Genomic DNA, 22,714 nt, shown 5'->3' with positions numbered 1-22,714 from the left:
AAAACTCACAGATGACGCAGTCCAGCGCGGCACCTGTGAGTTTTTTGCAATCTTTTTTTTCACTACATTGCCAAGCCCTTAGCATCAGATCCCACGCAACGCGCTTTTCATCCGCTCAAAAAGGTTCTTCGACTGTTCATGCGTCTCCTCGCCAAGTTCACGTCCGAGTTCACGCAACAGCTCGCGTTGACGATCGGTAAGCTTCGTTGGCGTCTGCACATTTACCCGCACGTGCTGATCCCCTTTGGCCACACCATTTCCCAGGCGCGGCATGCCTTTTCCGCGCAGTGGAAACACCGTACCCGTCTGCGTTCCCGCAGGAATGCGCACCGTCTCGCGTCCATAGAGCGTGGGCACCGTGATCTCGTCACCAAGTGCCGCCTGCACAAACGTGATCGGAATCTCACAAAACACATCGTTTCCTTCGCGCCGAAAGAAATCGTGAGTCTTCACGCGGATCACAATATACAAATCGCCTGGCGGCGCACCGTGATCGCCCGCCTCTCCGGCGTTTGCAATGCGCATTCGCGTGCCCGTATCAACCCCCGCCGGGATGTTTACCTCAATTTTACGACGCTGGCGCACCGTTCCCGCTCCGCGACACGCCGTACACGGCGTAACGATCCGTTTCCCCGTCCCTTGACAGGTCGGACAGGTTCGGCGGTTGACCATTCTTCCAAGCGGCGTGTTTGTCACAAACTCCTGGACGCCCGCACCTTTGCAGGTGGCGCACGTCTCCACCTTTGTTCCAGGTTTTGCCCCAGTTCCTTGGCAGACGTCACACGTCTCGGTTCGCGGAATTTCGATTTCTTTTTTCAGACCAAAGGCCGCGTCCTTGAATTCAATCGTCAAGGAATACTCAAGATCAGCGCCGCGCTGCGGTCCCCGCTGGCGTCCACCACCGCCAAAAAACATATCAAAAATATCATTGATGCCGCCAAAATCCCCGCCTTGGAAACCGCCAAACCCTCCGGCGCCGCCGAAGCCGCCAGCCCCTTGCTCCTGATGGCCAAAACGGTCATACTGTGCGCGCTTTTCTGTGTCGCTCAGCACTTCGTACGCTTCGTTCGCTTCTTTAAACTTTGCTTCGGCATCTGGATCGTCTTTGTTCACATCAGGGTGCAACTTGCGGGCGAGCGCGCGAAACGACTTTTTAATCTCATCCTGCGAAGCGTTTTTACTGACCCCGAGCACCTCATAATAGTCCCGTTTGCTCACGACTCCGTTTGTCACCCCTCTCGTAAAAGCGAGAGGCCGTTCACGCCCCTCGCTCTCAAAGCTCCGTTATTTTTTCTCTTCGTCAACCACGTTATAGTCAGCATCGACGACATGATCGCTCGTTGGCGGCGTCTCGCCCGCTTGCGCCGCCTGCTCATAGAGTTTCATAGACAATGCCTGCACCGCGCTGCTAAGTTCGTCATGCGCCGCGCGAATCGCTTCGATATCCGTCCCTGCAAGTGCGTCCTGCAGTTTCTTTTTCGCAGCTTCAGCCTTTTCTTTCTCAGCTACATCCGCCTTGTCGCCAAGGTCTTTGATCGTTTTATCCGTCTGGTACACAAGGCTGTCTGCCTGGTTGCGAAGTTCTGTCTCTTCGCGGCGCTTGCGATCTGCCTCCGCATTAAGCTCTGCTTCCTTCACCATGCGCTCAACTTCCTCTTTGGCAAGACCGCCCGAAGATGTGATGGTGATGTTTTGCATCTTCCCTGTGCCGAGGTCCTTCGCAGAGACGTTGACAATGCCGTTTGCGTCGAGATCAAACGTGACTTCGATTTGCGGAATGCCGCGCGGCGCAGGCGGAATGTCATGCAGTTGAAAACGCCCGAGCGTCTTGTTGTCGCGGGCAAATTCACGCTCGCCTTGAAGTACGTGGATGTCAACGGTTGTCTGATTGTCTGCCGCCGTTGAGAATACCTGTTTTTTCGATGTTGGAATGGTCGTGTTTCGCTCAATCAACCGGGTCATCACGCCGCCGAGCGTCTCAATTCCAAGGGACAGCGGTGTGACGTCAAGCAACAAAACCCCAGTGACATCTCCGGTCAGAACGCCAGCCTGAATTGCCGCGCCAAGCGCCACGACTTCGTCTGGATTCACGCCCTTTGAAGGCTCTTTTCCCGTCAGTTTTTTAATCGCGTCGACAACTGCCGGAATACGCGTCGAGCCACCCACCAGAATGACCTTCTCAATCTTGTCGACCGTAAGGTTCGCATCGCGAAGCGCTTGACGCGTCGGCGCGAGTGTCGCCTCAACCAAATCTGCCGTCAACTCATCAAATTTGGCGCGCGTGAGGTTGACCTCGAGATGTTTCGGGCCAGATGCATCCGCTGAGATAAACGGAAGCGAGATCGCCGTTGACATCACACCGGAGAGTTCCTTTTTCGCTTTTTCCGCCGCGTCTTTCAGGCGCTGCATCGCCATCCGGTCCTTGCTGAGATCAATTCCCTGCTCTTTTTTAAACGTATCAATCAGGTATTTCATGATCCGTTCGTCAAAATCGTCACCGCCAAGACGATTGTTGCCGCTCGTCGCTTTCACCTCAAACACGCCGTCGCCAAGCTCAAGAATGGAGACGTCAAATGTACCGCCGCCAAGGTCATACACGAGGATGGTGTGATCGTTTGACTTGTCAAGACCGTATGCGAGCGCCGCTGCTGTCGGCTCGTTCACGATGCGCAAAACTTCGAGCCCTGCAATTTTTCCCGCGTCTTTCGTGGCCTGCCGCTGGCTGTCGTTAAAATACGCAGGAACGGTGATGACAGCTTGTGTCACAGTCTCGCCCAGGTACGCTTCCGCGTCAGCCTTTAGTTTTTGGAGAATCATCGCCGAAATCTCCGGCGGTGTATATCCTTTTCCATCAATCATCGTCTTATGTTCTGTACCCATATGCCGCTTGATCGAGATGACCGTCCCATCCGGGTTTGTCACCGCTTGCCGCTTTGCGACATCGCCTACCAAACGTTCGCCATTTTTGGCAAAACCAACAACAGACGGTGTCGTGCGGTTTCCTTCAGCATTTGGAATGACAACCGCTTCTCCGCCTTCCATAACCGCTACACAAGAGTTGGTGGTCCCAAGGTCAATACCGATAACTTTTGCCATATGCCATCTCCCTTTCTATCTCCTAAGATGCGATTTTTACCATCGCCGGTCTGATCACTTTGCCAGAGAGTGTATACCCGTCACGCAAGACCTCAAGAATCTTGCCAGACTCTACACCTTCGGCCGGTTCAGAGACGACCGCCTCGTGTAAATTAGGATCAAAGATTGATCCGAGGCACTCTATTTTTTCGACGCCAGACGATGTGAGTACACGCTGTAACTGGTCGTATACCATCGTGACACCTTTGACCAACCCTTCAGACTCACCGTTCCCGGCGGCTCTCATCGCGAGTGAAAAATTGTCGAGCACCGGAAGCAGTTCACCGATGAGTTTGCTGTTGGCATACGCCGCCGTTTCTTCGCGCTCTTGGCGCGTCCGCCGGCGAAAGTTGTCATAGTCAGCCTGAAGGCGCAAGTAGCGATTTTGTGACTCATCATACTCCGCTTTTAATTTCTCAAACGCTTGAATAAACTCGGCGATTGATTTTGCGTCATCATTTTCTGCCCCTTGTTCGGCAGCATCGATGTCCATCTCCGCAGTTGAACTCGCGGACTCACGCTCTAGCGTATCATCGGCGTGCTCCGCTCCACTCGCCTTTTGTTCTTGCACACACTTCACTCCTTTATAAGTCAGGTTCGATTCTTTTAACAATCCATTCCCTATCCTGACGAATGGCCCGAATAGATCCGGCCATACACATCGCTCAATCCGCTCGAAAGCGTGCGCAAGAGCGCGATAACGCGACCGTACTCCATGCGCGTCGGCCCAACGACGCCAACGACGCCAATCGGAACCTGGCCAATGTGAAGCGCTGTCGTAATGAGTGTGCAGTCCTGCAGCGACTCCACTTCATTCTCCCCGCCAATACGAACGCGCAAGTTTTCATGCAGCGCATTTTTTGCGAGAGAAACAACCACCTCATCGCGTTTTTCGAGCCAGGAGAGCACGGACTTTGCCTTGTGAATGTTTTGGAATTCTGGTTGCAACAACATGTTCGTCGCTTGTCCCAAAAAGACATTCGGCTCCTGCGGCTCCTCGGTCACTTTAAGAATCTGATCGAGCAAGCGGGAAGCTTCTTCATAATCCTCCATGTGCCGGGCAACCTCGCGCATCAACTCTTCATAAACGCGCGAACGAATGCGATACATCGGCGTTCCACAAAGCGAACGGTTCATCAGTTCCGTCAGTTGCACCACTTCGTGCATCGAAACGCCGTCCGGGATGGTCACGGTCTTATTCTGCACTTGCCCTGCAGAGTTGATCACGAGCACGACTGCCGACTGATCCGTGAGCGGAATCAGTTGCAGGCTCTTTAGCGTCGTGTCATACACCTTTGCGCCAAGCACCACACCCGTGTACTGCGTGAGTGAGCTAAGCACGTGCGCCACTTGCTGTGCTGCTTGCTCAAACGCAAATACGCGCGTTGCAAACAACTGCTTGATCTCCTCAACATCTTGTGCGCGAAGTGCAACATCAAGACTTAAAAGATGATCAACATAGTAGCGATATCCCGCCTGGGATGGGATGCGACCGGCAGACGTGTGAGGTTGTTCAAGATAGCCTAACTCTTCAAGATCCGCCATTTCATTTCGAATGGTCGCCGCGGAGTAACCGAGTTCTGCATGCTTTGAGAGCGTGCGCGAACCAACCGGTTCCGCAGAACGCACATAATCATCTACAATGATGCGCAGAATAGATTTTTGGCGTTCTGTCAACATCGGACTGTCACCTCCAACGCATGCGATCCAGCTTGTTAGCACTCTCGATCATCGAGTGCTAACAACACCCAAAATGTATCAAACTGGCCTTCCTGCTGTCAACTGTTTTACGCGATGAATTAAACGTCTTAAGTGTGAACCCCGACAAATTCTGCGTAAATCTCGTTTGCAACCTCCACATGCTGTTCAGGAACTCGCCAAATTCCGTCACGGTGCGTCAAAAGGCCAAGCTTCAAAAGGCGTTCGCACACCCCTTTGAACACCTGCTCAATCGATGTTTGATAGCGAGCAAAAAAATCGCGGTCAGAGACACCTTCTGCAAGGCGCAACCCGAGCATCATCTCATTTTCCATCGCCTCTTGCCGGGACACTGGATATTCGTTTTCAACCGGTCTCTCACTACGCAGACGCGCCTCGTGATACGCTCCAAGCGCGCGAATATTCTCGTAGCGCATCTTGCCTGTGTATCCGTGCGCGCCGGCGCCCGCCGCAAAATAGGGACGGTTGCGCCAATAGGTCAGGTTGTGGCGGGATTCTGCACCGGGGCGCGCGTAATTGCTCACTTCATAGTGTAAAAAACCTGCGTCAAGCAGACGTTCGCGCACACGCTCATACATGGCCACCTGTAGGTCCTCATCTGGAAGATGCAGAAGCCCTTTTTTCTCCCACGAAAAAAAAGGCGTGTTTTCTTCCACTTTGAGACCGTAGGCGGACACGTGCGAGACGCCCGCCGCAAGCACTTGGGTTAGTGCGTCATCCACATCATCGAGTGTCTGATCGGGCAACCCCAACATGAGATCGAGGCTCACCCGGTCAATCCCCGCCGCAAACGCCTGCTCCACACTGGCGCGCGTTTGCTCTGGTGAGTGCAGTCGACCGATGGACAGGAGGAGCGTCTCGTTAAACGTCTGTGTGCCAATCGATACGCGGTTGACGCCCATCTCTTTCATGGCGCGCAGAATCTCCGGGGTCGTCGTCCCAGGGTTTGCCTCAACCGTCCACTCAAGATCGGCGGATCGTTCAAACGTCTCGTGAATGGTCATTGCGATGCGCTCAAACTCGCGCGCGCTAAGCATGGTTGGCGTACCTCCGCCAATGTAGATCGTTTGCAGCGGCTTCGCGCTGTGATTAGGTGAGTACCAACGTTTGAGCTCTTTTAGTTCCCCGACCAGATCGTCCACGTACTGCGCGCGCACCGATTCACTCGCGACATACGAATTAAAATCACAGTAAAAACACTTGCTCGCGCAAAACGGGATGTGAATGTACAGGCTCGTGATCGCCTCAGTCAAGGCGCAACACCGCCATGAACGCTTCTTGCGGAACTTCGACATTCCCGACTTGCTTCATTCGTTTTTTGCCCTCTTTTTGTTTCTCAAGCAGTTTGCGTTTGCGCGTGATGTCACCGCCGTAACACTTTGCGAGAACATTTTTGCGCATTGCACGGATCGACTCGCGCGCAATGACCTTGTTTCCGATCGCCGCCTGAATCGGCACCTCAAACATTTGTCGCGGGATCAATTCTTTTAATTTTTCACAAAGGATTTTGCCGCGCGAATACGCCTTTTCCCGATGAACGATAAAGGAAAGTGCGTCGACGATCTCGCCGTTTAGCAAAATGTCGAGTTTGACCAGATCCGACTCGCGATAGCCGATCAATTCGTAGTCAAAGGAAGCATATCCTTTTGTGCTTGACTTAAGGCGATCAAAAAAGTCGTACACAATTTCAGTCAGTGGCACTTCATAAATGATCGTGACGCGCGTCTCATCGAGATAACGCATGTCAACAAATACGCCGCGCTTTTCTTGGCAAAGCTCCATAACACTGCCAACAAAATCCTTTGGGACGATGATTGACGCCTTTACGTACGGCTCCTCAACGCGTTCAATTTTACCCGCCTCAGGCAGCATGCTCGGATTGTCAATCTCGATTGTTTCACCCTTTGTTGTGTACACGTGATAGATGACGCTTGGCGCCGTCGTAATCAGTGTCAGCCCGTACTCGCGCTCCAGGCGTTCTTGAATGATCTCCATATGCAAAAGCCCGAGAAAGCCGCAGCGAAAGCCAAAACCAAGCGCTGAAGAAGTCTCCGGCTCATAGCGCAGCGCTGCGTCGTTTAGCTCCATCTTTTCAAGCGCGTCGCGCAGCAGTGGGTAATCAGACGAGTCGACCGGGTACATCCCGCAAAATACCATCGGATTGATCCGACGATAGCCAGGCAAAGGAGCAGTTGCTCCACCTTCTACCGTCGTGACCGTATCGCCGACACGCGTATCATGCACCGTTTTGATCGCCGCTGCAAAATAACCGACATCCCCCGCGCTAAGCTCGTCCACATTGGTCATGCGCGGACGGAAGGTGCCAACCTCGACGACTTCATGCACGGCGCCTGTGGCCATCATGCGAACCCGCATCCCTGGACGGATCGCGCCGTGCAGAATGCGCACGTAGACAATCACTCCGCGATACGGGTCGTAGTGCGAATCAAAAATGAGCGCCTGAAGAGGCTTGCTAGAATCCCCAATCGGCGCAGGAACCTGTTTTACTACCTGTTCCAGAATTTCTTTGATGCCAATGCCTGCTTTGGCCGACGCCAAAACAGCCTCCGAAGCGTCAAGCCCAATGACGCGCTCAATCTCCTCGCGTACGCGCTCAGGTTCTGCGGAAGGCAGATCAATTTTGTTGATGACAGGAAGGATCTCAAGATCGTTATCAAGCGCGAGATAAACGTTTGCGAGCGTCTGCGCCTCAATTCCCTGCGCCGCGTCGACCACCAAGACAGCACCCTCGCACGCGGCGAGGCTGCGTGAGACCTCATAGGTGAAATCGACGTGTCCGGGCGTATCAATAAGGTGAAGAGTATAGAGATTGCCATCATCGGCCTGGTAGTTAAGCCGCACCGCCTGCAGTTTGATTGTGATGCCGCGCTCTCGCTCAAGATCCATCTGATCGAGCACCTGTTCCTGCATCTCACGCTTTGAAAGGGCGCCTGTGTACTCCAGAATCCGGTCTGCCAGGGTTGACTTCCCGTGGTCGATATGCGCGATGATACAAAAATTACGGATCCTAGAAATCGCAACCGCGTCGTTCACAATAGGCCCCCATCAAACTCAACTCGTTACCCTTCATAATAGCAAATGAAGGGATGCGACGCCAACGTATCGAATACGGGGATGTCATGTGCGCCCGTGTGGTGTGCTTTCAGGCCGCTATTGGCCTTGCGTGAGCGGGACACCCTGTGGCAGGTTTACACTCGGTGTATGCGTCGCGCTGTGCAGGATACCTGTCAACCAATTGTGAAGAAGCGAGGAGAGATAAGCGCCAGCGTCTACTGCATCCGCTTGAATAAGAGGACTTGCCGGACTGCGCAACGCGATCACCGCTTGATCAAGCGTGTGCGAAAGGGTCGGCCGCGGTATGACGACAACCTTTTCCACCCCCGCGGTCTTTGAAACAGGCGTCTGATAGGCCGCGTACTGACTCGCAGGCGGCATGTCCACATGCACGATAACGGCGTGAAAAAATGACGCAAAAAGTAGCGCCCCGCCGTTTAGCGCCAAATAGCTGATGATGAGAAAGGCGAAAATAGCACACGTTTTTTTTAACATCCGCGGCATCTGCTTCATCGCGAGCAGCCGCTCTGCGATACGCAACCGAAGGTTCATCATCCATCGTTCCTCTGCGCGTTTTGAATCTACTCTATGAGTCAAACGGCGCGAATAGACCGATCCATAGATTTCATGCTTGTCTGTCCATTGAGTTTAGTGGGTAAGCGCCTTTGCGTCCTCTATGCTGAGCCCTTTGTGAATTGCTAGATTAAGCCCCAGCGCGACAACGTGCGCGATATCTTCGACAAACTCATCAATCTCTTTAGGCGTCACCATCAGATTGTGTCCCAGAGGATGCAGGACTTCTGCCACCATCGCGCGTTTTTCTTCCGGCGTCATGCGACCGATAACATCCCCCTGTTTCGTGCCGGGAACGCGCTGATCCAAGTGAGACAGCACGAGTTCCATCGCGTCAGAGGCAATGGTAGCAGCGTCAAGAACAGTAGGGATCCCGATTGCGACAACGTCGACGCCGAGTGATTCGCGATTGAGCGCCTTGCGTGGATTGCCGACACCAGCACCTGGCTGAATCCCTGAGTCGGCGATCTGAATGGTCGTATTCACGCGATCGAGCGAGCGGGCAGCCAGCGCATCAATGGCAATCACCAAATCGGGTTTGATGCGATCGACAATGCCAAGGACAATCTCGGATGTCTCGATGCCTGTGATGCCAAGCACACCCGGCGAAATGGCGGATACGGAGCGAAACCCGTCATCGAGCAGATCGGGCATCAGTGAGAACAAATGCCTTGTGACAAAGACACTCTCTGCCACCATCGGCCCAATCGCGTCAGGTGTGACATTCCAGTTGCCAAGCCCAATGATCAAAACCCGCGCGTCGTCTGCCACTGTCATAAAAGGCTTTATTTCTTCGGCAAAGAGAAGTGAAATTTGCTCCTGCAACTCTGGGTCTTTCTTGCGCAGTTCCGGCACTTCGATGGTCACATAGCGGCCAGGCAACTTGCCGATGATTCGCGCCCCTTTCTCATCCTCTACCACCATGCGGCTGATCTTCCAATTTTCTTCTTGCGTTTGATCCATATGAATACCCGGTATCGCATCAACATTCTCAGACACCATTTCATGCGCCTCAACGGCAAGATCGACGCGCACGCTTTGTTTTACAGCATTTTCGTCATCAGAGTATGACGACATACGCTGACCGCGTCGTTCCCACACCGTCGCGCCTCTCTTTTGAATCGCCCGGAGTGATTTACGGATTCTTTGTGTTTCGCGCATGACGTTCCCCTTTCACTCATTCTTTTCTCTAGCTTCCCCACCTTTGCCGCCAATCAATCCACAGCGCAATCCACAGAAAAGATTGCGAAATTGAATTCCACATGCTAAACTAAAGCCTGCTGTTTTGTGCGAACACGTAGGAGGTGACGTAATGCCAAATATTAAATCTGCGATTAAGCGAGTTCATGTCACCCGAGTTAGAGCGGTACGGAATGCTTCTGCAAAGTCTGCCCTGCGGACATCTTTGAAGCGATTTGAGAACGCCCTGAAAGAGCGGGACATGGAAACTGCCCAAACCGCTCTGCGCGGCGCGACCCGCTCGCTCGACAAGGCGGTTACAAAAGGGATCATTCACCGCAATCACTCAGCGAGAAAGAAATCTCGCCTGATGAAGCGGATGAACAAGGCGCTTGCGCAATAAGATTTCATTAAAAAGGCGGTTTCCCATATGGGAAACCGGCTTTTTAATGCCCGGGTTTCTACCCGATCAGACGATTCAGCCGAGTTTATGCGAGGCAAAGCCTTCTCGCAAAATAGAGTTCAATCGCGGTCTGCTCTTTGAGTTGTCCTGTTTTAATTTGATACTCTATATCTGAAAGTTCCCGCAAACGGGCACTGCATGCTTCGCCGGTTAAGGTGCGCGCCTGATCTTTAAGGGATTTTAACATGAATGACCGCAAGCCAAGTATCGCACAGAGATCCGCATCTGATACACGATCACGCTCTGCTTCAATAATGCGAAGCACATACCGGTACTGCCTTGTCAGGAGTGCGAGAAGACCAAACGTGGATTTGTCTTCACCAAGTCGCTGATAAGCCGCATACGCCTCACGGCCTTTGCCAGAAACGGACAAACGCACGACTTCAAATACATCGCTCGCTCTGTAATCCGGCACCAGCGCATCAAGATCAGACTGGGAAATAGATGTCTGCCCAGACAAAAAAGTTTCGATTTTTTGCAGTTCCCGCGCGAGTTGACCCACCCGCTCCCCTGTTCGCGCAATGAGCCAGCGTTTTTGCGCTGCTGTAAGTGCAGGAAAATTCATCAGCAGCTCCTGCGCAAAAAGCTCTGTCTCTTGTCTTGTCAGCCCGCCCGCACGAATGACCCGCGCACGGACACTCGCAGTAAGAGACTTGACCCATTTTTTGCGCTCATCAGGTTTTTCTTGCGTCGTAACAAGCACTAAAAGCGGAGCGTCCGCTTCTGTTCTCTTCAACTGCCCCTCAAGAATGGCGATCAATTGATCGGGCGTTTTACCCTTGAAGGCGGTTCCCACATCGTCGAATTCTGAAGCGCACACAAGAGCAAGATCCCCAAACAGGGACCCTTCGCCAAGCGCAAGTTCCAACTCATGAAGACGATCATGCGCGGCACTTACGCGCGAAAGCGCGTAAGGCCTGTCAAGGCGTGCCAGCGCATCCGTGATGGAGGAAAGCAGGCGGTCCAAAAACCAGCCATCCGTCAAATCGTACAGCAAATAAATCGCCGCCGGGGGCGCTGTTTTTAATTCGCGTATCGCGTCTTGAAAAGAAACGTGCATGGCACACCTCATCTTGCCAAAATTCGGTCAGCCAAGCATTTGCTCGTCTACCCACAATTCTATTTTCTCACGCTGGGCGATGTGTTGCAAAACATCACCCAGCGCGTGCAACACGCGCGACGCGTGCTCAGAGTCTGGATGATCGCGCAGTGAAAATGCTTCAATCAAAAGGCGTTCACTCGCCAATTCTATGTCAAGCGACGATTGGTTCATAGGATCCCTCTTCTTTCTCAGACGCAAACTGAATACATCCATCCAAGGTTCAGTATGAGCGAAGAAGATTGTGTTTAATCCGTATGTTCCACATTGCCACAAACAAAAATAAGAGACCATAATAACCGACAAAAACACCCCACGGTAACGCAGGAAGCTTCCACACACCCGCATGGGCAGACAGGTAGGCGACTCCTGCATTCAATCCAACTTGTGCTATGGAGAGATCACCCGCGAGAACGTGTGCCTCGCGCGGATTGAGGCAGGCGGCGATCAAAAGCGCACTGCTAAGTGGAATCACCCCTTCTAAAATTGGGTACAAGAGCAAATTGATCAGAAAAGAGAGCGGTGCGAACTGATGAAACAAGAATGCAACAAGCGGTGTCAATGCAAACTCTGCGGAGAGTCCGCGCGCAAGAATTCCCCGAAAGGTTTGTGGCATCCATCGCGGGAGAAGGTGATTCACCCACGGCGGCGCATGCACAAGAATCAGTCCTGCGGCAAATGACAACCAGACGCCCGGATCCACACTGTCATGCGGTTGAATGAAACAAAGCGCAACCATCGCGAGAGCATTTCCCGTGAGCGAATCCGCGCGGCGATTGAATTTTTGCGCGTAAAATCCATAGAGAAAGACGATTGCGGCACGAAGCGTCGGCGCTGCGAAACCACATGCTAAGAGCAGCAGCGCAGTCAAAAGCAGCATGGCTACTTCCTGAAAAAATGGCGGACTGCGCAGTTTTTTCATCCAGTTTAGGAGAGGAGAAACGGACATTCGAAACGTAGCGCCACTCGCGACAAGCGCATGGATCAGACCGATTGCAACAAATGCTTGGATCGTGGCTTTAGAAAGCTCGTGACGATCACCTACCGAAAAAGCAAGCAAATAACCAGATGGCGCACCAAATGCCTCCCAAACGCGTCCCTCAATCAACGTTAAAAATTGTGCACTAAGAAGCGAGAAAGAAAAAAATGAAGGACTTTGCGCGATGACATGAATGCCGTAAATGCTCGCAGATCCGTATAGCAAGATCCCGTCGCGCAAAAAAGACGTCCGCGCCTTTCCCGGCGGAATCGGCTTGACGCGAAGATACACCGCAACGCGTGCCCCCGGCGAGAGTTCATTTTGCGTGCTGTAAAACCTCAGCAGAGTGGACACAAAGTGCGCTGGCTTGCCCAACCCGATGCGCAGTGCAACAATCGGCCATTGACCTTGAAGAATCGTTTTGCTATAGACAGACTGAATTTGAAAATGACATGTGACACTGTGTGACTGCGTAACAAGCGGGCTGACAATCTGCCCAGTTACAAGCATCGCACCTTGTGCATGAGCCCTGGCGCTAGCGAGAAGACGGGACGTCTCTTGCATCTCTTGATCTTCACGCAGCACACCATAATCGATACCCGCCAGACAAAAAAGCGCGGCGAGCGCAATACCCCCTGTCACAATGAATGTCTTTCGCCATTCCGTGTCGAACACACTGAATCTAAATGTCACACTTCGTCGAATGCGCGCGAGCATTCCATACATGCGAAAGAAGAGCGGGACAGATACCGCGATGATGCAAAACGTGACACCTGTGGCAACCCATCTCGCTTGCACAAAGAGAATGCCTGAAAAAAACGAGAGTGAAAGAATCGCAAGCAATCGATACTCCATACCATCTCTTCTTTGCGACTAAACTTTAAATCAAAAAAACTCTTGTCAGACACTGTCGTAACTGGTAGAATTCAGCGCAGAGCGAGAATCGCCGAATCCGACATGCTCTAGTCGGTACGGGGGACGCAACACCTTGGGGTGAATCCAATCTTTGGAGGGGCTACCTTTCAGCCCTAACCCGTCAACTAACCTCGGAGGCGCACCAGAAAGGGGCCCATTTTTGTTGCGCACTTCTCAATTCGTGCTGTCTGCTCTCCTTACAGGCACCACATGGTTTGCTTCGGCTTCTATGCCGGCTGCTTACGCTGCACAGCGCAGCGACGTTGCACAACACCATTCAACATTTGCAACGGCCAAACAACATCATGGCCCCCACCTTGCGACGACAGAACTCGCGAAAATGGGTTCCGCACTCGTTGACAAGCCTGTGGCGCACGTTGCGTCACTCATGCCAAAGGTACTTCTCGCACCTGTGCGAACATCACATAAGTCCTATCCTCACCCCGTTTCAAAACCCGCGAAACACAGGGCTTTATTCGCGTCTCACAAAGTAAAAGAGGTTCACCCCGCCGCAGTTTTGCCTCTCGGAGAACGCATTGCGATTCGCGCAAAAATGTACTTAGGTGACCCGTATGCATGGGGCGGAACATCACCCAGCGGATTTGATTGCTCCGGTTTCACACAATATGTGTTCGCCCAATATGGAATCTCACTTCCCCACTCCGCTGCCGGACAAACCAATGACGGTTTCTACGTCCCCGAGACTCAGCTAAAACCTGGGGATCTCGTATTTTTTAGCACGTATACAAGCGGTATTTCTCACGTGGGCATTTACATTGGAAACGATCAGTTTATCAGTGCCGCCGGTTCTCATATCAAGATCGATTCACTCCGTGAATCGTACTGGGCAAATTCATACGTCACTGCGCGCCAAATCGATTAATCCAGTTTTCCAAAGCGGCCTCCTTTAGGCATTCACTTCGGTGAATGCCTTTTTATCATCCGCCAAACGGCTTTTACAGCGTCAGATAAGGCAGCACCCTTTGCAGCAAATGGATCGTAAACCCGTGGACAAGGTGAAGCTGTGCAAGGGAAGTAAATGACCCGTGGATGGCTCGGTATTGAAGAAGCTCGTCTGCACGCTTTTTCCCGATACCCGGAACCTCCATAAGAACAGCCTCTGAAGAGTGATTCAAAGAAATCCTCTCACCAGGTGAAAGCTTCAAACTGTGCCTCCCTCTTCGAAGCTTTGCCGTTGCCTGATAAGGCGTGCCCACTGCTAAAATGGTTGTGCCAGCGCTTACGGAAGTTTGTGAGGGAATCACTACCTGTGCGCCGTCCTCCACAATCGCGGCGAGATTCACAGCCAAAAGATCGGCATCACGACGCGCCCCTCCTGCAGCACGCAATGCATCTTGCACGCGTGCATCAAGGGGTAGACGGTATACTCCGGGAGAAACCACCGCACCCGACACATCGACCATGATCGAGGGTACTACCCCTTTTGAGAAAGATACTCGCGAAGATGAAGACAGCGTCTGTTGTAATGTGGGCCAAGAACTGTTCGGCAATGTCTGCGCTAAACTTGGCACAGATGTCGACGGTGCGAAACGCTCTTGTGAAAATCCCATATGCTGAAGCAACATCCATGACCAGCCCACAATCAGGCATCCTCCAAGCAGCATAGTCCATCGATCGCGATACCATCTCATAAAGATCCCTCCTTATGAGAGGCTGTTCTGCGCGTGTCCTCCCATTCCTTTTTACAATCCGCATATCTCCAAAGAGAGAATCAAGATCGTCTACCGTTAGGCGGTTGTAAACCTGTGCAGCAAGCGACAATTATAGTACAATGGAGAAATCATGATGTAAGAAAGCAGATGATGACATGCTGACACCGAGCATGGAAGATTACCTTGAAAAGATCTACGAGTTGATGAAAGATAAAGGATACGCCCGCGTGTCAGATATTGCGTCATCCCTCGCTGTTCAACCTTCTTCTGTGACGAAAATGCTGCAAAAACTTGATGAGCAACAGTATGTGACTTATGAAAAATACAGAGGCATCTTGCTCACCAAAACGGGAGAGCGAATGGGTCGTTCCATGAAACAGAGGCATGGCATGCTTGAGGAATTGTTGCGCATGCTTGGAATCTCTGAGGAAGTCTTGCGCGGGGATGTCGAGGGCATTGAGCATCACGTCAGTCCACAAACGGTTACACAATTGCAGAATCTCGTTTCTTGGTTTCAAACACACCCTCAGTATATCGAAGCATTTACGAAGTACCGAAGTGAAGAAAACGGTAGACGGCCAACTCAGACTGAAGACGGCAACCGCGCGACATAATCCCTCACATCGCGCGGTTGACACAGAATGAAGCATTCACACGCTGGGCGATTTTCTCGCTAAAAAAAACCACCTCTCCGCCACCTCGATACGCGCTTCACTCCACGGCAAAACCAGGTCTTCCCCATCACTGCCAAGTGTGCTCCCGGTCTGCCACGGCATCACAAAATCAACGCCGATCTGGATCGAGTGAAAACCCGCTGCACAAAGTGCATGCACAACCTCTTCACGCGTAAATGCCACTTGCTGGTGAATCTCATCCTCACGGCGAAATCGTCCGTCTTCCTCTTCAATGAAAAGTGTCAATTCGTAGGTGACACGTCGCGCTTCTTCATCCACACGCGTGTTCATCAGTGAAAATATGTCACCTTGATCTTCAAAAAAGACGCGTTCGCGAAAAGCCTCACGCAGTTTGTGTGGCGTATGCATATCAAAGAGAAACCAACCGTCAGGCGTTAACGAATCGTAGACACGCTGGCAAGCCTTCACAAGCTCCGGCTCGTTTTCAAGATAACTCATCACATCGCAAAAGGATACACACGCGTGCGCCTTTTGTGGAACGCGAAACGATTCGGCCCGTCCAGCGATCAATTGCACGCGGTTTCGCGCCACTTCGGCACGCACAGCCGCTTGTGCAAGCATCTCTTCCGAAGGCTCAATCCCAATAATCCGTCGCGCGTGGCGCAATAGATGTGGAAACATGCGCCCCGTTCCGCACCCAAGATCAAGCACTGTGCCAGGCGCTTGGCCGATCTCCCTGACGCACTCATCAAGCACTGCGCCGAAGCGATCTTCGTGGATATCCCCCATCAAACGGTCATAGACCGCCGCAAAACCCTGATACATACTTCACCTCACTAGGCCATTCCCCCGCCAACCGGAAGAGTTAACCGTGGGGCATCCGCCCAAAGCCTTTCCAGGCCATAAAATTTACGCTCATCTTCATTAAAAACGTGAACCACCACGTCGCCAAAGTCAACGAGGATCCACTTGCCTTCCTCTTTCCCCTCCATGCCGCGACAGCGGACGCCAAGGATTTCAAGCCGATCACGGACCGCATCAGCAATCGACTGTACCTGGATACGCGACATTGCGCTACAAATGACGAAGTAATCTGCGATGACCGAAATCCCGCGAATGTCAAGAACAACCACATCATTCGCCTTTTTGTTCTCCGCCGCCTCTGCAGCCGCCTGTGCGTATTCCATGCATTGATCCCGCATCCATCAAGCCTCCTAGTCGAGTCCTCACACGCCCCGCCCTTTAAACGGCCAAGGGCGACGCAGAAACGTCCTGTCTTTACTGTAAATCTTTTACGTGGTTTCGTCTATCCGTTTCCAGATCAGATTGCGCAGTGCCACCGTCTCTTTTGCAATCGGCAAATGCGCCGAGAGCAGATGTTCGATCGTCGCGTCTGCCGTCATCGCCACGGCGCGGGCCAAATCGCGCTCAGCCACGGCGCGCACAGGTCGCGCCGACGCAAATGTCCTTCCCGGTTCAATCAAGTCTGCGACAAAAAGCACCTGCGCGACAGGTCCCATCGCAGGATCTCCGATCGTGTGCACAGCGATCGCTTCGCGCACTTCCGAATCATCGATCCCAAAATCAAGCGATAGCCTTGCCGCCATCAGTGGACCATGCAAAAGCGGCGTCGGTTGCTCCCCGATCACAAAGGCGACCTCTTCCGCCAGATGCACAAGCGATTCTCGCGAATCCTCGCGGTAGTAATCGTGAAGCCACGCCGCGAGTTCCGCGCGCTTTTCATCAATCCCGTGAATCGCCGCAAGTTTCACCGCCGTTTTCGCGACACCCTCCACATGCGCAAAACGGTGTGGTGAAAGCCTCGCCTTAACACGTTTTTTGATTTCCTCCATCATCGGTAGAGTCCCCGTTCTCCCACATATTCAAGGACTGACGCCGGAAGAAGCCACTCTACTCGCCTTCCTTCCTTGATGCGGCTGCGAAGCCAGGTCGCAGAGACATCGAGTGGCGGCATCGGGAGTGGAGCGATGTCTGCGTTTGGAATCTGCTCACGCACGCGCGCGATCAAGCGCGTGAGCTCGAACCCCTCGCGCGGTGCCGCCAGAAGCGTCGCATCGCGGGCAATCGCCGCCGCTTCTTTCCACGCTGCAAACTGTGCCAGCATGTCCGCCCCGAGCAACAGATAGAGGCGCGCGCCACCATACTCTTTTTGCTCGCGCACCTCGCGCAGCGTGTCGATCGTGTAGCTGACTCCATCGCGCGCCAGTTCACAGCGCGACAAAGAAAACGCGGGATACGGGGCAATCGCGCGCGCAACCATCTCTGCGCGCTCCTCGCCCGATGTGATCGCGATTTCCGCCTTGTGAGGAGGAATCGCCGCCGGGATAAACAAGACCCGATCGAGCATAAGCGTCTCACGCGCCACTTCTGCCATCAGCAAATGGCCAATGTGCGGAGGATCGAAGGTACCGCCAAAGATTCCAAGCCGCGCGATGCTCATCTTGGCAACACAATCGTTTTATGGTCGACGGATCTGCGATACACCGTGATCGTCTTTCCAATCGTCTGAACGATCTCTGCCTTGGTAACACGCGCGATTTCTTCTGCCGCTTCCTTTACTGTCCACTCTGAATTCTGTAGCAGGGATATTTTGATCAGTTCGCGCGCCTCAAGCGCAAGCCCGATCTGATCGAGCATGTTTTCAGAGATTCCTCCTTTCCCGATTTGAAAAATCGGTGTCAAATGGTGTGCCAGCCCGCGCAAATAGCGAGTCTGTGTACCTGTAAGCAAACTTTTTTCCTCCTTTCAGCCCTTCACTTGAAGCGCCTCTCTCGCCACGGCCATCATTCGATCGACAGGCGGCTTCACGCCAAACCACATCTCAAACGCGAGCGCGCCTTGATAGACGAGCATGCCGAGTCCCCCGTGCGTGTGCGCGCGGCGTCGCTTCGCCTCACTCAGAAACACCGTCTGCGCCGGACGGTAAACGATATCGGATACAAAGTGGTGCGCGCGAAAAAAATCAGGCGCAATCGGGCACGCACCTGCCAGCTCTCCCTCCATGCCGACAGAGGTTGTGTTGATGATCACATCGATCTCGGATGCGCGCAGTTCATCAAGAGCACACGCCGCGAGAACGGTTCCATGTGCGAGATGTGCAAACGCCGCGCAAAGTCGCTCAGCGCGCACGCGGTCGCGATTGATGATAAAAATACGTGCACAGGCAGCATCTTGCGTGAGCAGCGTATAGAGAATCGAACGCGCTGCCCCACCTGCGCCAAGCAGCACCACCGTCTGACCCGCAAGCGATGGCGCACCCTCATCCCGATACGAGCGCAGCCAGCCCTCACCGTCCGTCGTGTCCCCGATCAGGCGGCCATCCCGCAGCGTGACCGTATTGACTGCCCCAACCGCACGGGCGCGGTCTGTCAAATCATCAAGCAGCGGCAAAATGGCTTCCTTGTGCGGAATGGTGACATTGCACCCCGCGATCGAGAGGGCGCGCAACCCACGAACCGCATCTGGCAGATCACACGCTCTGACTCTGCTGGCGCCATACCAGGCGTCAAGCGAGAACGCGGCATACGCCGCACGGTGTAGCACAGGCGAAAGACTGTGCGCGATAGGGTCGCCGATGACCATAAACATGCGTTCGATCGCACTCACGCCTTTCTATCAAAGCTTCTGTGATCAGAGGAGCGCATTGCGCACATTCACCGTCACGCCTTTTGGCAGATGAATCACACCCTTGATGGCGTGCCCGGAAAGTCGCAGAAAACCGAGTCCTGGAATTGCGAGATCAACTGGACGCCCCTCTGTAAACGAGACATTTTTTGGGACAAGCGTGCGCAGGCCCTCATCACACGAGACACACGGCGGTGTGAGCAATCCACCCAGGTGACGCTGGTAGAGGCTGTCTGCCTGCTGCAGCTTGGTGCGATGGACACGCAGTTGATTGGCCACATACACCACGACGCTCTGCGGTGGCCCTTCGATAAAATCAAACCGCGCAAGTCCGCCCAAAAAGAGGCTCTGTCCTTTTTGCAACTGATAGACACGCGGGCGCAGTCGCTCTGTCGGCATGATCAACTTGAGTGACGCCTTGCACACGCGATCCTGGATCCGGTGTTTTCCCATGAGTCCAGGCGTGTCGACGATGGTAAACCCGTTGTCCCCGAGCTTTATCGCCATAGAGCCAAGCGTGGTCCCTGGAAAGGCGCTCGTGGTAAAGCGCGTCTGTTCCGGGTCGAGTCGCGACAGCAGCGCGTTTAGCAAACTCGACTTGCCGACGTTTGCCATGCCCATCACCACGATCTGTTTCTTGCGCGCGCGCGCCTCCAACTGCTCAACGAGTTCATCCATGTGATAACCCGTTTTCGCACTGACCAAAACCGCATCGCTCGCCGGGATCTCCGCACGCCTAGCCTCACGAAGGAGCCACGATTTCACAGGTTCATCCGCCGTCTGCTTCGGAAACAAATCAAACTTGTTTGCGACAATCATCACATCATGCTGGCGAAGCACCCCGGTAAGCCCTGGCACGATACTTCCGCTAACATCAAACAAATCCATGACATAGAGCACGAAAGATGGTCGGGCCAGTGCCTTCATGACCACCTGACGGTACGTCTCCTCTGGAATCGCCATCGGCTGAAACTGCCCGTAGTGAATCAGCCGATAACAGCGCTGACAGACCGGCTGTTCCCGCATAAACGCCTCATTCGTGATGTAGCCTGGAGCGTCTTCCGTGTCCATTTGGAGCGGAGCGCCGCAGCCCGTGCAAATCAGGCTCATACTACTCATCCTGCAACACATCTTCCCTTCTCACTTCGTCCCATGTGTACTCTTTCTGTCCGGACGGACTTGGCAATCTGGCCAGCACAAAGCGCTCCGCGATGCGATTAAGCTTTGTTCCAATCCACTCTTTCGAGTGAATGGGCTGCACCAGAATCGTGTAAAGCCCCGCCCGATTGCCCCCCAGCACATCCGTAAACAGTTGATCGCCAACCATCGCCGTCTCGCCGGCAGATACGTTCATTTGCGCCAGGGCCTTGTGAAAGTTCACCGTGCGCGGCTTGCGTGCAGGCGCGATACAGGGAATTCCGAGCGGTTCTGCAAACGATCGCACACGCGCCTCTTCATTGTTTGAAAGGATCATGACACGAAAACCTAAATTCTTGACATGCGAAAGCCAGGCTACCAGTTTTGGGGTAGCCTGGGGCGAATTCCACGCGACAAGCGTGTTGTCAAGATCTGTAAGAATTCCGCGGATCCCGCGATCCGCGAGCGCTTTTACGTCGATGTGGTATATGGATGTCACGTACTCGTTCGGTTTTAAAGAAGACAGCAGACGCACCCCACCTGAACTCCGTTGCACATTACTGTAACACAAGCGGGGAATACTTCGCAAAAAACGCATATTCTTTGCAAACAGCCGCGTGCAACCAAAAAAGTTTGACCCACGCAAGCATATCAGCGGGCGTTTTCCCGAAACTGCTCCTGCAATTTTTCAATCGCGCGCTTTTCAATCCGCGAAACATACGAGCGGGAAATTCCCATGGCCTTGGCGATTTCGCGCTGCGTTTTTTCTTCGCCATAGGGAAGTCCAAACCGCGCCCAAATAATTTCGCGTTCGCGCGGTTCAAGCACTTTTAGACCCGTGTAAATTGATTCTCGGTCGATGCGAAACGCGACGTCTTCGATCACCTCATCCGCATCAGAACCGAGAATGTCGATCAGCGAAACCTCATTGCCTTCTTTGTCCTGGCCGATTGGCTCTTGCAGGCTCATGTCGCGCCTTCTTTTTTTACGGCTGCGCAAATGCATGAGAATCTCGTTTTCAATGCAGCGTGCCGCATACGTGGCAAGGCGAACGCCGCGCTCGACGCGAAACGATTCGATGCCCTTGATCAGCCCAATCGTGCCAATCGAGACAAGGTCATCCGTATCGGTTAGTCCGTTATCGTACTTCTTGACAACATGCGCCACCAGCCGCAAATTGTGTTCAATCAGCGTGTTGCGCGCGTCTTTGTCGCCAGACGCAAAGCGCAACAGCGCTTCATGCTCTTCACGCTTATCAAGCGGCTGCGGAAACGTCTGGTTCTTGACATACGAAACCAGCACCGTGAATTCCCGCACCAATAGGGACAAGGATAACAGCAGGCTCACATGATGCACCTCCCCGCGCGCAAGCCATTCTATGCGCGTGGGACATTTTGCATGTGTGACCGTCGTTTGGCTAGCCGTGATGCGCTGCGTTTTGCTGACTCCTCAGTTCGTTGTGCAGTTGTTGTGCGTATGTCGTCGAGAAATAGTGACCGCCGCTTCCGTCATTTCGCGCAACATAAAAATAGTAGTCCGTCTTCGCAGGATGAAGCGCCGCTTGAATTGAAGCGAGTCCTGGATTGGCTATCGGTCCAGGTGGAAGCCCACCATACACATACGTGTTATACGGATTGTTGATATAAAGATCATGGTTGAGACTCCCGTGACCATTTAGCGCATAAAGCACTGTCGCATCAATCTGCAGCTTCATTGGCGGATGCAGGTGCAGACGATTATAGATCACACTCGCGACAAGCGGTCGTTCCGACTTGAGTTTTGCCTCGCGTTCAATCATTGAGGCCACAGTCATCACTTCTTGCACCGTCAGCCCTTCGCGTGCAATCTCGCGCAAGCGATGCGGATCAAGCACCTGTTGCGTCATCTGCAGCATCGTTTGAATCACCGTTTTTGGCGACTCTCCCCGCACAAAATCATACGTATCTGGAAACAGGAACCCTTCAAGTGGATCGCGCACCGTTTTTCGGTGATACGATGTCGCCAAAAACGAATATGAAAAGTGATCCGTTTTCACCGCGCGCATAAACGATTGCGCACTGCACACCCCCGCTTGCTGAAGGGTCGCCGCCATCTGCGTGACCGTGTACCCTTCCGGGAACGTCACTGAAACAGTGTTGTAGGCAACCGATCCGCGCGTCAGCTCTCCCACCACAGAAGGAACGTTTTGCCCGGGTGAAAACGGGTAGCGTCCCGCCTGCAACCGATCCGCCTGCCCACTCAAAGCAAGGTAGGCGCGGAACCAAAATGGGCTTCGAATCACTTCTTTCTGATAAAGGAGATCAGCGATCTGGGTCGATGTCGCACCCGCCGGGATGTTGATCCATGTCGTTTTTGAGACATTGCCCGGGAGATAAATTCCCTGATACGAAGAAAAACCTCCCCAAAAAAGCGCGAAGGCGACCAGGAGCGACACGCCCCCGCGCCTTCTCAATCGTGGTTTCATCCGCTTCGCTGCTTCCTTTCCCC

At 53.3% G+C, this 22,714-nt stretch carries 25 protein-coding genes and 1 riboswitch; of the genes, 3 read left to right on the top strand and 22 right to left on the bottom strand.

The window, feature by feature from the left end:
- Positions 1-84 precede the first annotated feature (84 nt).
- The 8 genes from dnaJ to gpr all read right to left on the bottom strand — a co-directional run bounded on the left by dnaJ (position 85) and on the right by gpr (position 9,579).
- Complete coding sequence (gene dnaJ, locus ATW55_RS00220; RefSeq protein WP_067711054.1) at positions 85-1,218, bottom strand: molecular chaperone DnaJ; 1,134 nt, start codon at positions 1,216-1,218, stop codon at positions 85-87.
- A gap of 66 nt (positions 1,219-1,284) precedes the next feature.
- Positions 1,285-3,096 carry a molecular chaperone DnaK gene (gene dnaK / locus ATW55_RS00215; protein ID WP_067710889.1) on the bottom strand — a complete coding sequence of 604 codons (1,812 nt, stop codon included), beginning with the start codon at positions 3,094-3,096 and terminating at the stop codon, positions 1,285-1,287.
- A gap of 22 nt (positions 3,097-3,118) precedes the next feature.
- Complete coding sequence (grpE, locus tag ATW55_RS00210; protein ID WP_067710888.1) at positions 3,119-3,706, bottom strand: nucleotide exchange factor GrpE; 588 nt, start codon at positions 3,704-3,706, stop codon at positions 3,119-3,121.
- 50 nt (positions 3,707-3,756) lie between these two features.
- Positions 3,757-4,815, bottom strand: a complete 1,059-nt coding sequence (hrcA, locus tag ATW55_RS00205) for a heat-inducible transcriptional repressor HrcA (protein ID WP_067710887.1) — start codon at positions 4,813-4,815, stop codon at positions 3,757-3,759.
- A 128-nt stretch (positions 4,816-4,943) separates the two neighbouring features.
- Positions 4,944-6,107 (bottom strand): radical SAM family heme chaperone HemW, encoded by a 1,164-nt coding sequence (gene hemW / locus ATW55_RS00200; RefSeq protein ID WP_235586932.1) that lies wholly within the window; start codon positions 6,105-6,107, stop codon positions 4,944-4,946.
- Positions 6,100-7,908, bottom strand: coding sequence for a translation elongation factor 4 (gene lepA / locus ATW55_RS00195; RefSeq protein ID WP_067710886.1), 1,809 nt, complete (start codon positions 7,906-7,908; stop codon positions 6,100-6,102). The genes hemW and lepA overlap by 8 nt, the downstream gene beginning before the upstream one ends.
- A 117-nt stretch (positions 7,909-8,025) precedes the next feature.
- On the bottom strand, positions 8,026-8,484 hold the full coding sequence (locus ATW55_RS00190) for a hypothetical protein (RefSeq protein WP_153004948.1): 459 nt from the start codon (positions 8,482-8,484) through the stop codon (positions 8,026-8,028).
- 93 nt (positions 8,485-8,577) lie between these two features.
- Positions 8,578-9,579 (bottom strand): GPR endopeptidase, encoded by a 1,002-nt coding sequence (gpr, locus tag ATW55_RS00185; RefSeq protein WP_067711050.1) that lies wholly within the window; start codon positions 9,577-9,579, stop codon positions 8,578-8,580.
- Between the two features lie 235 nt (positions 9,580-9,814).
- Between gpr and rpsT the strand changes: the two genes are divergently transcribed.
- Positions 9,815-10,084: a 30S ribosomal protein S20 gene (gene rpsT / locus ATW55_RS00180; RefSeq protein WP_067710882.1), complete on the top strand. Its 270-nt coding sequence runs from the start codon at positions 9,815-9,817 to the stop codon at positions 10,082-10,084.
- Positions 10,085-10,169: 85 nt separating this feature from the next.
- Here rpsT and holA read toward each other — a convergent pair whose 3' ends face one another.
- The 3 genes from holA to ATW55_RS00165 are packed head-to-tail and all read right to left on the bottom strand — an operon-like array spanning position 10,170 to position 13,077.
- Entirely contained in the window at positions 10,170-11,204 is a 1,035-nt protein-coding gene (gene holA, locus ATW55_RS00175; RefSeq protein ID WP_067710880.1) for a DNA polymerase III subunit delta, read from the bottom strand.
- A 27-nt stretch (positions 11,205-11,231) separates the two neighbouring features.
- Positions 11,232-11,417: a hypothetical protein gene (locus ATW55_RS00170; RefSeq protein WP_067710878.1), complete on the bottom strand. Its 186-nt coding sequence runs from the start codon at positions 11,415-11,417 to the stop codon at positions 11,232-11,234.
- A 49-nt stretch (positions 11,418-11,466) separates the two neighbouring features.
- On the bottom strand, positions 11,467-13,077 hold the full coding sequence (locus ATW55_RS00165) for a ComEC/Rec2 family competence protein (RefSeq protein ID WP_067710876.1): 1,611 nt from the start codon (positions 13,075-13,077) through the stop codon (positions 11,467-11,469).
- 79 nt (positions 13,078-13,156) lie between these two features.
- Positions 13,157-13,292, top strand: a riboswitch (cyclic di-AMP (ydaO/yuaA leader).
- Positions 13,293-13,297: 5 nt separating this feature from the next.
- Between ATW55_RS00165 and ATW55_RS00160 the strand changes: the two genes are divergently transcribed.
- Positions 13,298-14,020 carry a C40 family peptidase gene (locus ATW55_RS00160; protein ID WP_067710875.1) on the top strand — a complete coding sequence of 241 codons (723 nt, stop codon included), beginning with the start codon at positions 13,298-13,300 and terminating at the stop codon, positions 14,018-14,020.
- Between the two features lie 73 nt (positions 14,021-14,093).
- Here ATW55_RS00160 and ATW55_RS00155 read toward each other — a convergent pair whose 3' ends face one another.
- Positions 14,094-14,789, bottom strand: a complete 696-nt coding sequence (locus ATW55_RS00155; RefSeq protein ID WP_067710873.1) for a helix-hairpin-helix domain-containing protein — start codon at positions 14,787-14,789, stop codon at positions 14,094-14,096.
- A gap of 176 nt (positions 14,790-14,965) precedes the next feature.
- Between ATW55_RS00155 and mntR the strand changes: the two genes are divergently transcribed.
- Positions 14,966-15,424, top strand: a complete 459-nt coding sequence (gene mntR, locus ATW55_RS00150) for a transcriptional regulator MntR (RefSeq protein WP_067710871.1) — start codon at positions 14,966-14,968, stop codon at positions 15,422-15,424.
- Between the two features lie 36 nt (positions 15,425-15,460).
- Here mntR and ATW55_RS00145 read toward each other — a convergent pair whose 3' ends face one another.
- From ATW55_RS00145 to mltG, 10 genes are all read right to left on the bottom strand, one after another.
- Positions 15,461-16,270 (bottom strand): class I SAM-dependent DNA methyltransferase, encoded by an 810-nt coding sequence (locus ATW55_RS00145; RefSeq protein ID WP_067710869.1) that lies wholly within the window; start codon positions 16,268-16,270, stop codon positions 15,461-15,463.
- Positions 16,271-16,281: 11 nt separating this feature from the next.
- Positions 16,282-16,647 carry a ribosome silencing factor gene (rsfS, locus tag ATW55_RS00140; RefSeq protein WP_067710867.1) on the bottom strand — a complete coding sequence of 122 codons (366 nt, stop codon included), beginning with the start codon at positions 16,645-16,647 and terminating at the stop codon, positions 16,282-16,284.
- A 90-nt stretch (positions 16,648-16,737) separates the two neighbouring features.
- Complete coding sequence (yqeK, locus tag ATW55_RS00135; RefSeq protein WP_067710865.1) at positions 16,738-17,301, bottom strand: bis(5'-nucleosyl)-tetraphosphatase (symmetrical) YqeK; 564 nt, start codon at positions 17,299-17,301, stop codon at positions 16,738-16,740.
- A complete protein-coding gene (gene nadD, locus ATW55_RS00130; RefSeq protein WP_067710863.1) occupies positions 17,298-17,906 on the bottom strand; it encodes a nicotinate-nucleotide adenylyltransferase in 609 nt (202 codons plus the stop codon). Before nadD ends, yqeK begins: the two co-directional genes overlap by 4 nt.
- Positions 17,903-18,196 (bottom strand): ribosome assembly RNA-binding protein YhbY, encoded by a 294-nt coding sequence (yhbY, locus tag ATW55_RS00125; protein WP_067710861.1) that lies wholly within the window; start codon positions 18,194-18,196, stop codon positions 17,903-17,905. The genes nadD and yhbY overlap by 4 nt, the downstream gene beginning before the upstream one ends.
- Positions 18,197-18,211: 15 nt before the next feature.
- Positions 18,212-19,072: a shikimate dehydrogenase gene (gene aroE / locus ATW55_RS00120; RefSeq protein ID WP_235586931.1), complete on the bottom strand. Its 861-nt coding sequence runs from the start codon at positions 19,070-19,072 to the stop codon at positions 18,212-18,214.
- 24 nt (positions 19,073-19,096) lie between these two features.
- Positions 19,097-20,200: a ribosome biogenesis GTPase YqeH gene (gene yqeH / locus ATW55_RS00115; RefSeq protein WP_067710856.1), complete on the bottom strand. Its 1,104-nt coding sequence runs from the start codon at positions 20,198-20,200 to the stop codon at positions 19,097-19,099.
- 1 nt (position 20,201) lies between these two features.
- Positions 20,202-20,762 carry a YqeG family HAD IIIA-type phosphatase gene (locus ATW55_RS00110; RefSeq protein ID WP_336433202.1) on the bottom strand — a complete coding sequence of 187 codons (561 nt, stop codon included), beginning with the start codon at positions 20,760-20,762 and terminating at the stop codon, positions 20,202-20,204.
- A 116-nt stretch (positions 20,763-20,878) separates the two neighbouring features.
- A complete protein-coding gene (gene sigK, locus ATW55_RS00105; protein ID WP_067710854.1) occupies positions 20,879-21,574 on the bottom strand; it encodes an RNA polymerase sporulation sigma factor SigK in 696 nt (231 codons plus the stop codon).
- Between the two features lie 70 nt (positions 21,575-21,644).
- Positions 21,645-22,691: an endolytic transglycosylase MltG gene (gene mltG / locus ATW55_RS00100; RefSeq protein ID WP_082685386.1), complete on the bottom strand. Its 1,047-nt coding sequence runs from the start codon at positions 22,689-22,691 to the stop codon at positions 21,645-21,647.
- Positions 22,692-22,714: the final 23 nt, after the last annotated feature.

The organism is Ferroacidibacillus organovorans (assembly GCF_001516615.1).
GTDB classification, from domain to species: Bacteria; Bacillota; Bacilli; order Alicyclobacillales; family SLC66; genus Ferroacidibacillus; species Ferroacidibacillus ferrooxidans_B.
Note: the sequence above shows the minus strand (reverse complement) of the source record. Positions and strands in the feature narration are given on the sequence as shown.